The 14,534-nt window shown below is 35.1% G+C and carries 15 protein-coding genes; 14 read left to right on the top strand and 1 reads right to left on the bottom strand.

Annotated elements, in window-relative coordinates; translation table 11 throughout:
* The first annotated feature begins 471 nt into the window (after positions 1–471).
* The 12 genes from rpmH (at position 472) to OB_RS17745 (ending at position 11,351) form a co-directional block, all read left to right on the top strand.
* Entirely contained in the window at positions 472–606 is a 135-nt protein-coding gene (gene rpmH, locus OB_RS17800; protein ID WP_011067894.1) for a 50S ribosomal protein L34, read from the top strand.
* Between the two features lie 128 nt (positions 607–734).
* A complete protein-coding gene (gene rnpA / locus OB_RS17795; protein ID WP_011067893.1) occupies positions 735–1,100 on the top strand; it encodes a ribonuclease P protein component in 366 nt (121 codons plus the stop codon).
* 63 nt (positions 1,101–1,163) lie between these two features.
* The gene (gene yidC, locus OB_RS17790) at positions 1,164–1,922 is read left to right on the top strand and encodes a membrane protein insertase YidC (protein WP_011067892.1); all 759 of its coding nucleotides are present in this window, start codon (positions 1,164–1,166) and stop codon (positions 1,920–1,922) included.
* Between the two features lie 15 nt (positions 1,923–1,937).
* Positions 1,938–2,555 (top strand): RNA-binding cell elongation regulator Jag/EloR, encoded by a 618-nt coding sequence (gene jag, locus OB_RS17785; RefSeq protein WP_011067891.1) that lies wholly within the window; start codon positions 1,938–1,940, stop codon positions 2,553–2,555.
* Positions 2,556–2,913: 358 nt separating this feature from the next.
* Positions 2,914–3,102 carry a YozQ family protein gene (locus tag OB_RS17780; protein WP_011067890.1) on the top strand — a complete coding sequence of 63 codons (189 nt, stop codon included), beginning with the start codon at positions 2,914–2,916 and terminating at the stop codon, positions 3,100–3,102.
* Between the two features lie 377 nt (positions 3,103–3,479).
* Complete coding sequence (gene mnmE / locus OB_RS17775; protein ID WP_011067889.1) at positions 3,480–4,859, top strand: tRNA uridine-5-carboxymethylaminomethyl(34) synthesis GTPase MnmE; 1,380 nt, start codon at positions 3,480–3,482, stop codon at positions 4,857–4,859.
* A 34-nt stretch (positions 4,860–4,893) separates the two neighbouring features.
* Entirely contained in the window at positions 4,894–6,783 is a 1,890-nt protein-coding gene (mnmG, locus tag OB_RS17770) for a tRNA uridine-5-carboxymethylaminomethyl(34) synthesis enzyme MnmG (protein ID WP_011067888.1), read from the top strand.
* Positions 6,784–6,851: 68 nt separating this feature from the next.
* A complete protein-coding gene (rsmG, locus tag OB_RS17765; RefSeq protein WP_011067887.1) occupies positions 6,852–7,568 on the top strand; it encodes a 16S rRNA (guanine(527)-N(7))-methyltransferase RsmG in 717 nt (238 codons plus the stop codon).
* 207 nt (positions 7,569–7,775) lie between these two features.
* The gene (gene noc, locus OB_RS17760; RefSeq protein ID WP_011067886.1) at positions 7,776–8,636 is read left to right on the top strand and encodes a nucleoid occlusion protein; all 861 of its coding nucleotides are present in this window, start codon (positions 7,776–7,778) and stop codon (positions 8,634–8,636) included.
* 156 nt (positions 8,637–8,792) lie between these two features.
* A complete protein-coding gene (locus OB_RS17755) occupies positions 8,793–9,566 on the top strand; it encodes a ParA family protein (protein ID WP_011067885.1) in 774 nt (257 codons plus the stop codon).
* On the top strand, positions 9,547–10,371 hold the full coding sequence (locus OB_RS17750; protein ID WP_011067884.1) for a ParB/RepB/Spo0J family partition protein: 825 nt from the start codon (positions 9,547–9,549) through the stop codon (positions 10,369–10,371). Before OB_RS17755 ends, OB_RS17750 begins: the two co-directional genes overlap by 20 nt.
* Before the next feature lie 275 nt (positions 10,372–10,646).
* Positions 10,647–11,351, top strand: coding sequence for a DUF554 domain-containing protein (locus OB_RS17745; protein ID WP_011067883.1), 705 nt, complete (start codon positions 10,647–10,649; stop codon positions 11,349–11,351).
* A 439-nt stretch (positions 11,352–11,790) separates the two neighbouring features.
* On the opposite strand, the gene yyaC is transcribed toward OB_RS17745, so the two are convergent.
* A complete protein-coding gene (gene yyaC, locus OB_RS17740) occupies positions 11,791–12,414 on the bottom strand; it encodes a spore protease YyaC (RefSeq protein ID WP_011067882.1) in 624 nt (207 codons plus the stop codon).
* 84 nt (positions 12,415–12,498) lie between these two features.
* On the opposite strand from yyaC, the gene OB_RS17735 reads away from it, so the two are divergent.
* Together OB_RS17735 and OB_RS17730 are read left to right on the top strand one after the other, a co-directional pair.
* A complete protein-coding gene (locus OB_RS17735) occupies positions 12,499–13,527 on the top strand; it encodes a YkvI family membrane protein (protein ID WP_011067881.1) in 1,029 nt (342 codons plus the stop codon).
* Between the two features lie 26 nt (positions 13,528–13,553).
* Entirely contained in the window at positions 13,554–14,525 is a 972-nt protein-coding gene (locus OB_RS17730) for a mechanosensitive ion channel family protein (protein WP_011067880.1), read from the top strand.
* The last annotated feature ends 9 nt before the right edge of the window (positions 14,526–14,534 follow it).

The raw sequence follows: 14,534 nt of genomic DNA, 5'->3' as shown, positions 1-14,534 counted from the left end.
ACTGTGGATAATAAAATAAGAGCATAATCAGCTTTACAAGAATTATAAACGTTATCCACATTCCTGTTGAAAACATTATTAACGAAGCGTGAATAAGTATCCACAGATTATCCACATTCTGTGCATAAGTCAAATAGTGGATTTCTGTTTCCACAGGTTAAAACATAAATATAATACCAAATAAAAAGCAGAAAATCAATGGGGTTTGCATAGTTATCCACATATTCAATCACTTGTGGTTAAAAGTTATAAACAGCACTATATTTTGTGATTATCTTGTAAATTTCTTGTGTGGATAATCAATTTCTTGTAAAAAATTAAAAACATAGACTGTGGATAAAAGAAGGGGTTAATATAGTGGTTGACAAGTAGTTTGTTTTTTTCGTATAATAGCAAGGACTGTCTAATGGATTAGTTATCAAGATGAAAGAGTTTAAATATGAATTGAATTCTCCTAGGAGGTGCATAGACATGAAAAGAACGTTTCAACCAAATAATCGTAAACGCAAAAAAGTTCACGGCTTTCGCGCACGTATGAGCACTAAAAATGGACGTAATGTTTTAGCTCGTCGTCGTCGCAAAGGACGTAAAGTATTATCTGCATAAGCCACTGAAAAATCAGTGGTTTTTTTCTGTTATAGATAGATTTAAGGGGTTACAAACCATATAAATGGTTACATACTAACAAATAAGTACAAGCTTAGGCGGTTGAATGTGGGTTAAAGGTGATGACGTTGAAAAAACAATATCGTATAAAACAAAATGAAGAATTTCAATATACATTTAAAAAAGGTCATTCATTCGCGAATCGGCAATTGGTTATTTACTATCGAGAGAAAGAAGATCAATGCCACTTTCGAATAGGTCTTTCCGTAGGGAAAAAAATCGGTAATGCCGTAATGAGAAATAGAATTAAACGTTGTTTACGTCAATCTTTTCATGAACTCGAACCGGATATAAAACCAGCCTATGACATTGTTATAATTGCTAGAAATCCTACTAGAAACATGAATTGTGGAGAAATCAAAAAAAGCTTATCTCATCTTTTATATAAAGAAGGATTACTTAAAAATACAAGAAATAAAACAAGTTTAAGATAGAATATTGTATGCAATTAGGCTAGAATAACAAGTAAGCAAGGATAGCGTTAAGGAGGAAAAACGTTGCGTAAAAAATTTGGAATTATAGTCGCTTTAATAGCACTAACGACATTGCTTTCAGGTTGTACGGAAATTAATGAACCAATAACACCTAATAGTGATGGTATTTGGAATACAATATTTGTATACCCGGTTTCTTGGTTAATTACAAATGTAGCAGGTGTATTTAATGAAGGTTATGGACTTGCTATTATAATCGTTACTTTATTTGTTCGTTTATTACTTATGCCATTAAATGTAAAACAAATTAAGAGTTCTAAGGCGATGCAAGAAATTCAACCGAAACTTCAAGAAATTCAAAAGAAATATACTTCTAAAGATGCAAATACGCAGCAGAAGTTACAACAAGAAACAATGGAATTATTCCAAAAAAATGGAGTTAATCCATTAGCAGGGTGTTTACCAATTTTGGTTCAGATGCCTATATTTGTTGCGATGTACCATGCAATTATGCGAACACCAGAAATTAGTACACATAGTTTCTTATGGTTTCAATTAGGATCACCAGATTATATTTTACCTATATTAACTGGTTTATTTACGTTCCTACAACAGAAATTGATGATGTCAACAAATACATCGATGAATAGTAATCCACAAATGAAATTACAAATGCAGATTATGTTATATGTAATGCCGATTATGATTGGTGTAATGGCATTCTTCTTCCCTGCAGCGTTGGCATTGTATTGGGTAACAGGTAACATATTTATGGTGTTCCAAACGCTTCTTATTAATAAGCCGATGATGGCTAAAAAATAATGGAGGGGAAAGATAGTGAGAGAAGTAACTGCTAGCGGTCAATCAGTTGAAGAAGCAATTCAATCTGCATTAGCTCAATTGAATGCAAATAGAGATCAAGTAGAAATTGATGTAATTGATGAAGGAAAAAAAGGTGTATTAGGCATCTTTGGATCTAAACGCGCAGTTGTTAAGGTTTGTATAGCGAAAGATCCCGTGCAAGAGACGGAAAAATTTATAAAAGAAGTAACTAGCAACATGAATCTCTCTATCGATTTAGATACTACTGTTGAGGGAAATCATGTCACTTATACCATGAATGGCGACCAAATCGCAGTATTAATTGGGAAACGAGGACAGACTTTGAACTCCCTTCAATATTTAGTCCATTTAGCGATCAACAGGCAAAGTGACACATACTATACAGTAACGCTTGATGCGGAGGGCTATCGAGGTAGAAGACAGGAAACATTAGAAACATTAGCTGCACGCATGGCGGATAAAGCTTTAAGAACAAAGAAAACAGTTGTTTTAGAGCCAATGCCAGCATTTGAACGTAAGATTATTCACAGTATTTTACAGGATCGAAAAGATGTTTCTACCTATTCCGATGGTGTGGAACCACATCGACATATTGTTATCAAACCATCGTAAGATAGCCATACAAGAGAATAAAAGTAAAAAGGCTGGAAAAAAATTCTTGTCAAAAGACGAATGAAAGCTAGAATAAGCGTAAGAAATATACGGAGACTTCCGTCGGAGAAAGGCCTAGTTGAGACCTCGGGTGCATAAGCATCCAGAGGCTCAACAGTCGCCAGATAAATAAGCGGAGTATATGTCTGAAGCGGATTTAAAAGCTAATCATTCGGAATTATCTTTTTGCATGAATACTATTTTCCCAGCCTTTTTATAATATAAAAGAAAAATCATCGAATGATTAAATAAAGTTAGTGTAATACACGCGTTTTTCACACATATTATACCTATCTCATATAAGAGAGGGTGATAATGGGTGTCAGATAAAAAAACAGAACGATCCAAAAGCGTAGCTGATAAGACCTATCAGTATTCCGATTACTATAAAGATGATCAACTATCTCAAGGTATGGCGACATCGCATGAACAAGTATCGGATACGTATATGGAAGGTACCGTTGACGATCAACAAACGAAACAAGAAAAATTACCGAGAAAAAAATAGAAAGTTTCTAAACATCCTTATATAATTAAGGGTGTTTTTTATTGGCGTGAACCAATTTCCTAAAAAGTTAATTCTGGATAATTATCCACATGTGTATAAGTTTGCCATGAAAAGGTAACAAATTATTTATGTGGATAAGTTTATTTTTTTAAGTAATTATGTTATTCTAGTTTGTTAGTGACAACAAATATAATGCTTTAATTTTAATAGATATAGTAAGCCTATTATAAATGAGAATATTTATGTCTTACTTGATGGGATTGAGCGATTTTTTTCATGATACGTTTGCCGATTTTTCCCATGTAGATAGTGAGAATGGTTTGTATGGACTGCTATTCATCGTAATATGCAGTCTACAATGTGTGGAGGTGACAAAAATGTTGGATACAGATACAATTACTGCGATATCGACTCCTGTTGGGGAGGGTGCTATTGCAATCGTTCGTTTAAGTGGGTCAGAAGCAATTACCATTACTTCACAAATATTTGAAGGTAAGAATCTACAAGAGGTCCCTTCACATACGATCCAATATGGAAAGATAATTGACCCTGGTACTAATGAGGTTGCAGAAGAAGTCATGGTTTCTATTATGCGTGGGCCAAAAACATTTACACGTGAAGATGTAGTAGAAATTAATTGCCATGGTGGTATGGTTGCTGTGAATCGTGTATTGGAAATTGTTTTAGCAAAAGGTGTTCGTTTAGCGGAACCTGGTGAATTTACGAAGCGTGCATTTTTACACGGAAGAATTGATTTATCGCAAGCAGAAGCAGTGATGGATTTAATTCGTGCCAAAACAGATAAGGCAATGTCTGTTGCATTAAAACAAATGGATGGACGATTATCGAAATTAATTCAGAAGTTACGCCAAGAATTGTTAGAAACAGTTGCTCATGTAGAAGTAAATATTGATTATCCCGAATATGATGATGTGGAAGAAATGTCACATGCAATGATGAAAGAAAAATCAAAGGAAGTGCGGGATGAATTAGATAAACTACTGCAAATAGCACAACAAGGAAAGATTTTACGTGAAGGATTGTCAACTGCTATTATTGGACGTCCAAACGTAGGAAAATCCTCGTTAATGAATACGCTTGTGCAGGAAAATAAAGCAATCGTAACAGAAATACCAGGAACAACACGTGATATAATCGAAGAATATGTTAATGTGCGCGGTGTTCCACTACGTTTAGTAGATACGGCAGGAATAAGAGAGACCGAGGATATCGTAGAGAGAATCGGTGTCGATCGTTCGAGACAAGTATTAAAAGAATCGGATTTAATTTTATTTGTGCTTAATTATAATGAACCACTATCGGAGGACGATAAGAAATTATTTGAAGCGGTAGATGGATTAGAATATATTGTGATTATTAATAAAACAGATTTAGAGCAACAATTGGATTTAGATGAAGTACGTGAATTTGCAAAAGATAGACCAGTTGTTACTACTGCCTTATTAGAAGAACAAGGGGTAGATGAGCTTGAAAAAGCCATTGCCGATACGTTCTTTACCGGAGATATAGATACTGGCGATATGACGTATGTTTCGAATGTCCGTCATATACAGCTACTAAAACAAGCGAAACAAGCTTTGGAAGACGCGATGGAAGGCATTGAATTAGGGATGCCGATGGATATCGTTCAAATTGATGTGACAAGATCATGGGAATTCATGGGTGAAATCATTGGTGATACTGCTAGTGATAGTCTGATTGATCAGTTATTCTCGCAATTTTGTTTAGGAAAATAAGATAGGATAATTTTTGTAGAAAGGAAGAGAAAACATGACCTATAATGCAGGTAATTATGATGTCATCGTTGTTGGTGCTGGCCATGCGGGAGTAGAGTCAGCATATGCTGCTGCTCGTATGGGAGCAAAAACGTTAATGCTGACACTTAATTTAGATATGATTGCTTTTATGCCATGTAATCCATCTATTGGTGGTCCTGCCAAAGGAATCGTCGTTCGTGAAATTGACGCATTAGGTGGGATTATGGGGAAAGTAATTGATAAAAGTTATATTCAAATGCGTATGTTGAATACAGGTAAAGGTCCAGCAGTGCAAGCATTGCGTGCACAAGCGGATAAGCCGATATATATGAAAGAAATGAAGCATTTAATGGAAAACGAGGAAAACCTTACGATACGTCAAGGTATGGTAAATGAATTAATCGTGGAGGATGGGATTTGTAAAGGTGTTATTACAGAAACCCATGCAGCCTATTATGCAGACTCCGTTATTGTAACGACTGGTACATTTATGCGAGGGAAAGTGTTAATGGGGGACTTGGAATATGAGAGTGGTCCTAATAACCAACGTGTCTCAATTAAATTGTCTGAGGATCTTGAAAAGCACGGATTTGAAATAACTCGTTTTAAAACAGGTACACCACCAAGAGTTAATAGTCACACTATCGATTATTCAAAAACAGAGATACAGCCAGGAGATGACAATCCGAAATCATTTTCTTATGAGACTACAGAGCAAATAACCGATCAAATCCCTTGTTGGTTAACGTATACAAATGAATTTACCCATCAAGTGATTAATGACAATTTAGAGTTATCTTCCATGTATTCTGGGATGAAGCGTGGAACAGGTCCTCGTTATTGTCCTTCTATTGAAGATAAGATTGTGCGTTTTAATGATAAACCACGTCATCAAATCTTCTTAGAACCTGAAGGAAGAGATACAGAGGAAGTGTATGTTCAAGGTCTATCTACTTCATTACCAGAAAGTATCCAGCATGAAATGATTAAATCGGTACCTGGGTTGGAGAAAGCAGAAATTATGCGTGCCGGTTATGCCATCGAGTATGATGCAGTAGTACCAACGCAACTATGGCCGACCTTAGAAACAAAAAGATTGCCAGGATTATTTACGGCAGGTCAAATCAATGGTACTTCGGGATACGAAGAAGCAGCTGGTCAAGGATTAATGGCAGGAATGAACGCGGCAGCGAAGTCATTAAATAAAGAACCGATTATATTGGATCGTTCACAAGCGTATATCGGTGTTATGATTGATGATTTAGTTACAAAAGGAACAAATGAGCCGTATCGTCTGCTAACTTCTCGAGCAGAATATCGTCTATTATTACGCCATGATAATGCTGATTTGCGACTAACAGATATTGGTTATGATTACGGACTTATTACCGAGGAACGTTATCAACGATTTACGGAGAAAAAACAGCAAATTGAACAAGAAAAGAAGCGATTAAGTAAGATTATCATTAAACCAACGGAAGATATTCAAGATATTATGGAAAAAGCAGGAGCGTCCCGCTTAAAAGAAGCAATAAAAGCGTATGATTTAATGAAGCGTCCAGAGCTATCTTATGATATCGTCGATCAAATGATCGAAAGTAATTTGGAACTCTCAGAAGAAGTGAAAGAACAGGTTGCTATTCAAATCAAATATGAAGGGTATATTAAAAAAGCAAAAGAACAAGTTGATCGAATGCTTAAAATGGAAGATAAGAAAATACCTGAGGATATTGATTATGATGCAATTAACGGAATAGCGACAGAAGCAGTGGAAAAACTCAAAAAAGTACGTCCACTCTCTGTTGGGCAAGCATCACGTATATCTGGAGTAAATCCCGCTGATGTATCCATATTACTTGTATATATTGAACAAGGAAGTATTGCCAAAGTAGCGAATGATTGATTATATAGCGGCGCGTCACCAGTATGCGTCGCTTTTTCCTTATAAAAGTAGTGTTAAGGGAGGATCTCATGAAACCAGAACAATTTGTACACGCATTAAAAGAAAAAGGAATAAATTTGTCTGAAAAACAAACAGAACAATTTTACATTTATTTCCAGGAATTAGTAGAATGGAATCAAAAAGTAAATTTGACTGCGATTACAGATCAAGAAGAGGTGTATGTAAAGCATTTTTATGATTGCGTTACAGCTGCATTTTATCATGATTTTAATCAAGAAATTTCTATTTGTGATATTGGGGCTGGAGCTGGGTTTCCAAGTATTCCTTTGAAAATTGTCTTTCCTCAATTAAAAATAACCATCGTAGATTCCTTGAAAAAAAGAATTACTTTCTTAAACCATTTAGCAACAAAGTTAGAACTATCCAATGTTGCATTTTATCATGATAGAGCTGAAAATTTCGGAAAAAATAAAACGTTTCGTGAGAGTTTTGATATAGTAACAGCTCGTGCTGTTGCTCGTATGTCTGTATTAAGTGAGCTTTGTTTACCACTTGTTAAAAAGAATGGTGTATTCATTGCGATGAAGGGTGCGCAAGCAAAAGAAGAATTAGAAGTAGGCAAGCCTGCTATTGAATTATTAGGTGGGGAAGTAGAAGAAATTCATACCTTCTCATTGCCCATAGAAGAAAGTGAAAGGTCGATTATATTAATTTCAAAAAAACGTCAAACACCGAAAAAATATCCACGAAAAGCTGGCCTACCAAATAAAGAGCCGATAGAATAAGAAAACAGACTAATTTTAATTTATCATTTGTTGTATTCTATTATATACTTTTTCATCGATAGATATGGTAAAATAGGTTTAGCTAATGTAAGTGAAAAAAGCGTACTGTAATCTAAAAATTCATATAATGTTTCACGTGAAACATTTTTACATAAATAATTTATTGAAGATCTATAGTTTGTTAAATTTTGAAGGTGGTGTCAAGAATTGGTGCATCCTTTTAATCGTATATTTGGAAAGAGTGATAAGGAGAATATCGATACGGATGAAGTAGAATATTCTACTGATGAGGTCATTCAAATAAAGGTAGATAACATTCACCCCAATCGTTATCAGCCACGGACAATCTTCCAAGAAGAAAAAATAAAAGAACTTGCACAAACTATTCATACACATGGGATGATTCAACCTATTGTTGTTCGAAAGTTAGAGGATGAAGATACGTATGAATTAATTGCAGGTGAAAGAAGATGGCGTGCAGTTCAACATTTAGGTTGGGAGCAAGTATCTGCGATTATTAGAGATATGACAGATACGGAGACTGCTTCTGTAGCACTTATAGAGAATTTACAACGTGAAGAACTAACTGTAATTGAAGAAGCAATCGCTTATTCTAAATTACTAGAGTTGCATTCATTAACACAAGAAGCACTTGCGCAAAGACTTGGGAAGAATCAATCAACAGTTGCAAATAAACTTAGGTTATTAAAACTTCCTGAAGAGGTTCAAACAGCTTTATTAGATAAAGCAATATCAGAAAGGCATGCACGAGCGTTGATTAAGTTAAAACAAGAAGATCAACAAATAGCTGTTTTACATGAGATATTAGAGAAAGGTTTAAATGTAAAACAAACGGAAGATCGAATTGCCCAGATAAATGAACCAAAAGAAAAGAAGAAACCAAAACCAAAGTTTAAAGGTGTAAACAAGGATATACGAATCGCGATGAATACGATTCGTCAATCTCTTAATATGGTATCTGATACAGGAGTAGAAGTAGAATCTGATGAAAAAGAGTTAGATGATTACTATCAAATAACGATAAAGATACCGAAAAAAAATCAATAGAATTTATCATTTTAATAGCATCTATGCGACCCATCTACATGAATAAGATGGGTTTTCTTTGATGTCGATATTACAATTTCACTAAATTCGAAGATTTAATAGTCGCAGTTCTTTAATTAGTGGTAATATAGTTTATATAGTTAGGTAGGTGTCAACATGGGTAAAATAATTTCCATCGCAAATCAAAAAGGTGGCGTAGGGAAAACAACTTCATCTGTGAATTTAAGTGCTTGTCTGGCATCTTTAGGAAATAGAGTATTACTAGTTGATACAGACCCACAAGGGAATGCGACGAGTGGTGTCGGTGTAAACAAAGCAGATGTTAGTCAATGTATTTATAATATTCTTGTAGAAGATGCTACGGCGGAGGAAGTAATTGTTCATTCGGAGATGGAACAATTAGATATTATTCCTGCGACAATTCAGCTTGCAGGAGCTGAAATAGAGTTAGTACCAATAATCTCTAGAGAGATACGCTTAAAATCAGCTATAGAAGCAGTAAAAGATCAGTATGATTTTATTATTATTGATTGCCCGCCTTCTTTGGGTTTATTAACGATTAATGCGTTAACTGCATCAGATACAGTGATGATTCCTGTACAGTGTGAGTATTATGCATTAGAAGGTTTAAGCCAATTACTTAATACGATCAGGCTTGTACAAAAACATCTCAATCAACAACTAATGATTGAGGGAGTCTTATTGACGATGCTTGATGCACGTACTAACCTCGGCATTCAAGTAATTGAAGAAGTGAAAAAATACTTTCAGGATAAAGTCTATCAAACAATTATTCCTAGAAATGTCCGTCTAGGGGAAGCACCGAGTCATGGATTACCAATAATCTCTTATGATCCTAAATCTAGAGGAGCAGAGGTTTATCTTGATCTAGCGAAGGAAGTGATGGCTAATGGCGAGAGGGTTAGGTAAAGGGTTAGATGCTTTAATTCAGCATAGTGGGGATGAAGTACAAGATATTGATATTCAGTCCTGTCGACCAAATCCATATCAACCAAGAAAAACATTTCATACGGATTCGATCGAGGAATTAAAAAATTCTATAAAAGAATATGGAATTATACAACCGATTACGGTACGAAAAAGTATAAAAGGCTATGAAATTGTTGTTGGCGAAAGACGCTTCCGTGCTGCCAAAGAAGCTGGTTTAAATACGATACCAGCTGTCGTAAAGCAGTTAGATGATGATAAAATGATGGAAATTGCACTGTTAGAGAATTTACAGCGCGAAGATCTTACTCCAATCGAAGAAGCGCAAGCATATGCGAACCTAATTGAAGAATTAAAATTAACCCAAGATGAATTATCGAAACGATTAGGGAAAAGTCGCTCTCATATTGCAAACATGGTTCGATTATTATCTCTACCAGACCAAGTGGTAGCCTATATTAATAATGGTGAATTATCTATGGGACATGGACGAGCATTATTAGGATTAAAGAAGAAAGAATATTTACTACCACTAGTACAACGGATACGTAAAGAAAAGTGGAATGTACGACAAGTTGAAAAAGCAATCGTTGAAATGAATGAAAAACCGGCAAAGCCAAAACCAAAAGCCAAAAAAGATATATTCATTCAAGAGCGTGAATCTGCATTAAGAGATGTACTAGGAACTGCCGTACATATTCATAAAGGGAAGCGTAAAGGGAAAATAGAAATCGAATTCTACAATGATGACGATTTAAATCGAATTATTGAGTACCTTGATAAATAAAAATTTATATAATAGCATAGTTTGATTAAATAGGCGTTTTCCGTGGGGACTTCTTCAGCTAACTTGGAAACAGAGTACAATTATCCAAGAGCATTTTTCAATAAGAAGTTGTATTCACAGGAATCGTCTATTTTTCTACTATGCTTCAATTACTATATAAGTGATCGTTTCACTACATTTTTACGATCACTTATATAGTAACGAGTACATATTTAGACAAAATGTTCCACGTGAAACATTGTTAAAAACATCAATGATATATAGGAGAAGAATATATGGTATTACTTGGTACAGTAGTAAATGGAATATTAATTATAATTGGAAGTATATTAGGTTTGTTTTTCACGAAAATTCCCGAAAAGTATAAAGAAACGGTGATGAGTGGAATAGGATTAGTCGTTTTCCTTATAGGTTTACAAATGGCATTTGAAACAGATCAGATTATAATTGTATTGCTGAGCTTGCTAACGGGGGCATTAATAGGTGAATTCATAGGGTTAGAAGAGCGACTGAACCAATTAGGTGAGTGGGTAGGGCATAGAGTATCAACAAAGAGTGAGGAAACGAGTATAGCTCAAGGTTTTGTTACAGCTTCTCTCATATTCTGTATTGGAGCAATGGCAATTATCGGTGCATTAGATAGTGGCATTCGAGGTGATCATGAGGTATTGATGACAAAGGGTGTCATTGACGGGTTTACATCCCTTGTATTAACAACTACTTTAGGTTTTGGAGTTATTTTATCCGTTATTCCAGTGGTTGTATATCAAGGATTAATTGCCTTATTTGCAACACAAATAGAAAATTGGGTATCGGCGACTTTTTTAGACGGTTTAATCGTGGAGCTAACAGCTGTAGGAGGTTTATTGATTGTAGCGATTGGATTAAATCTATTAAATATAACAAATATAAGAATCGGAAACCTACTTCCTTCCATTGGAACGGTGATTATCATTTATAGTATTGTGCAATTTCTTTAAAGTAAAGTTGTGCTTTTTTACTTGTAAATAGTCGATTTATGTTGCACTAGCATGCAATGGGGAAGAATAAAAACTCCACTGAATGCTAGTTTTTTTATGTGGCTAAGTCGCACTTATACCCTTGTGGTGAAAGTGATCATCGGTTCGTCACCTCACCGTGATTCCTTTATCTCAGTTGATTCGCTCCAGTCTCTACGTTTCTAAACAGGCGTTTGCGCTTTTGTTCAAAGATAAGAAAGTATTAGAATTCGGATTTTATATTTTCATATACAGTAATAGCCATGTCCAGCGCAAGCGCCCAGAAACTAGGCGACTTCACGAAATCGCCCTACGATACATCATCGGTTCGTCATCTCACTGTGATTCCTTTATCTCAGTTGATTCGCTCCAGTCCCTACGTTTCTAAACGGGCATTTGCGCTTTTGTTTTCATATCTTCATCAGATTATTTCTGGATTTGTTTTCTCTTTCCGTGCTTGAATGACAGTAGGAATTCGAACATATGTTAACTTATCATCAATTTCTTCTAAGATGGAAGAAACTTGTTTTGCCATATCCATCACCACAGATAATCTTGTGTTTTGTAAAATAGAATGTTCCATAAATCCACTTACATTTACTACCCCGGTAATACTTACATCTCCAACGGCTGGTAATGTTTTATTTAAGGCTGTTCCTGGCTGTAACGACTTCTTCTCCGTAATAATATGTCCAATCGAAGTACTACGTCCGAGACAAGCATCTATGGCGATAATAAACGGATTGTTGTGTAACTTATCAATTCGTTCCAACGATTCTTCTAAATTTACTGCGTGTACGGGCTCATGAATCGTACCATAAACGCGTATATGCCTTGGTTTATAAGATTGAAAATACATGCCAGCTAGCGGGCCTAATGCATCTCCTGTGGAACGATCCGTTCCGATAAAAACAGCTACATATTCACGAGGCTGATATGGAAACCAATTCATAATATGTTGGCACATCAATGAAGGTAAATTATTTTCTTTATAATGCAACCGTAATAATGAAGATTCTTGGCTAAATCGTTGTTTTAGATTCATAGCTTATCCTCCAAAATCATATTGGTATAGTATACGGCTTTTTTGTTCGAACTATACGTGTAAAAATGAATTGGAGGAAACTATATGTGGAGATCATGCCTAAAGTGGATGACACTCATTTTAGGAACAACAATAGGGGCAGGTTATGCTTCTGGGAGAGAACTGTGGCAGTTTTTTGGCCATGAAAGTGGACTAGCAATTGTATTGTTTGCTATATTTTTTTCAAGTTGTTGTATTGTTATCATGCAAATTAGTTATCGTTTACAATCAACAAACTATTTACCGGTATTAAAAGTAATAGTCGGAGAGAAATTAACAAAAGCATTTGATATATTAATCATGTTGTACTTATTTACAACTACGATGATTATGATTGCTGGTAGCGGTGCTACTGGTCAAGCATTTAACCTGCATTATAGTTGGGGTATAGTGTTAATTGTAGTTATACTTGTTATGCTATTTAGAAAAGGGATAAATGGTTTATTAACAGTCAACCAATTTATATTACCGATACTAATAGGAGGGTTGCTATTAGTATTATTAAAATTTACAGTTGACCAAGATCTCCACTTACTTTCACACTGGGAGGAACAACGGAACTGGATGGCCGCTTTTCCATTTACAGCTTTAAATATCCTACCGCTGATTGCAGTGTTAGGTGCGATTGGCAATAAAGTATCAAGTCAAAAAGAAATCATAGTATCTTGTATTGGAAGTGGACTTGCTTTAGGGACGGTATCTTATATCTATAATAATAGTTTAATTCAAATAGCAGATGAAATTATATTATATGAAATTCCTCTGTTTGCCATTCTGAAGCATTATCCATTAAGTATGGTAATCATTATGTCTATTCTGTTATGGTTTGCTATATTTACAACAGCTGCATCAGGTGTTTTAGGAATTGCTACAAGGGTACAGTACTATATCCAGAAGCCGATGTACTTGATTGTTTTAGTAACATTAATTATTATGATACCACTTACTACTTTTGGATTCTCGAACCTTATTAGTGTTTTATATCCTATTTATGCCATACTAAACCTTTATGTATTGGCAAGACTATTACTTTACCCAGTGTGGGGAATAGTGAATAGACAAAAAAGAACATAGACAACGAGAAAAGGAGTTAGATAGAAATGGATTTTTTGAATCAACAATGGGAAAAACTTTGGAATTATTTAAGTAATCCAGATTTATGGCTGGAGATTTTTAAAGGTGCATTACAAATTGTAGTTATTATTTTACTCGCTTTAGTAATTGTAAAAGTTACAAGGAAATTTGTAGATAAATTCTTTGTTCAACGACAAACTGGTCCTATTCGAATTACGGAGCGAAGAGAAAATACGTTGAAAAAACTAATTAAGAACGTCGTTGCATATGTCGTTTATTTCTTAGCGATTGTGATGATTTTAGGAGTATTTAACTTTGAAATTGGACCACTACTTGCTGGTGCCGGTGTAGCAGGTTTAGCTATTGGTTTTGGTGCACAAAACCTTGTTCGAGATATCATCTCTGGGTTCTTCATTATTTTTGAAGACCAGTTCTCTGTAGGAGATTATGTAGCGGTGTCTGGAATAGAAGGTACTGTGGAGGAAATTGGGTTACGTACAACAAAAATTCTTAGCTGGACTGGGGAATTAAACGTGGTTCCTAATGGGAATGTGACCCAAGTAACTAATTATTCCATTCATAATGGACTAGCTATTGTTGACGTGAACATTCCTTATGAAAGTGATGTTTACGAGGCAGAAAATGTTATCGAAGAAGTTGCTGCAGAGCTACCAAATAAATATGAATTTCTATTAGAAGTTCCTCAAATTATTGGTGTTCAAAGTTTAGATGTCTCTCATTATGTTATACGAATTATCGCGGATACATCTCCAGGATTCCAGTGGGCAGCAGAACGAAATATACGAAAAGAACTTCAAGATAAATTATTTAAGTCTGGTATAGAATTGCCAGCTTCAAGAATCATCATGTATTCAAAAGAAGAAAAAGAGCGTTTAACGATTGATCGTGATCAAATTCGCGGTGTACAAGGAAGAGAAGTTTCTAAAGGTGAAGTACGCAGTGAACTAGAACGTTCCAGAGCACATGATGATGAATAATGCGTAACG

The sequence above is a fragment of the Oceanobacillus iheyensis HTE831 genome, assembly GCF_000011245.1.
GTDB lineage: Bacteria > Bacillota > Bacilli > Bacillales > Amphibacillaceae > Oceanobacillus > Oceanobacillus iheyensis.
This window is presented reverse-complemented; position numbering and strand designations above follow the sequence as displayed.

Bases quoted from the DNA above. Each gene is read 5' to 3' on its own strand.
- rpmH (WP_011067894.1), top strand. From the start codon at position 472: ATGAAAAGAACGTTTCAACCAAATAATCGTAAACGCAAAAAAGTTCAC.
- mnmE (WP_011067889.1), top strand. From the start codon at position 3,480: ATGTTGGATACAGATACAATTACTGCGATATCGACTCCTGTTGGGGAG.
- mnmG (WP_011067888.1), top strand. From the start codon at position 4,894: ATGACCTATAATGCAGGTAATTATGATGTCATCGTTGTTGGTGCTGGC.
- rsmG (WP_011067887.1), top strand. From the start codon at position 6,852: ATGAAACCAGAACAATTTGTACACGCATTAAAAGAAAAAGGAATAAAT.
- OB_RS17755 (WP_011067885.1), top strand. From the start codon at position 8,793: ATGGGTAAAATAATTTCCATCGCAAATCAAAAAGGTGGCGTAGGGAAA.
- OB_RS17750 (WP_011067884.1), top strand. From the start codon at position 9,547: ATGGCGAGAGGGTTAGGTAAAGGGTTAGATGCTTTAATTCAGCATAGT.
- OB_RS17745 (WP_011067883.1), top strand. From the start codon at position 10,647: ATGGTATTACTTGGTACAGTAGTAAATGGAATATTAATTATAATTGGA.
- yyaC (WP_011067882.1), bottom strand. From the start codon at position 12,414: ATGAATCTAAAACAACGATTTAGCCAAGAATCTTCATTATTACGGTTG.
- OB_RS17735 (WP_011067881.1), top strand. From the start codon at position 12,499: ATGTGGAGATCATGCCTAAAGTGGATGACACTCATTTTAGGAACAACA.
- OB_RS17730 (WP_011067880.1), top strand. From the start codon at position 13,554: ATGGATTTTTTGAATCAACAATGGGAAAAACTTTGGAATTATTTAAGT.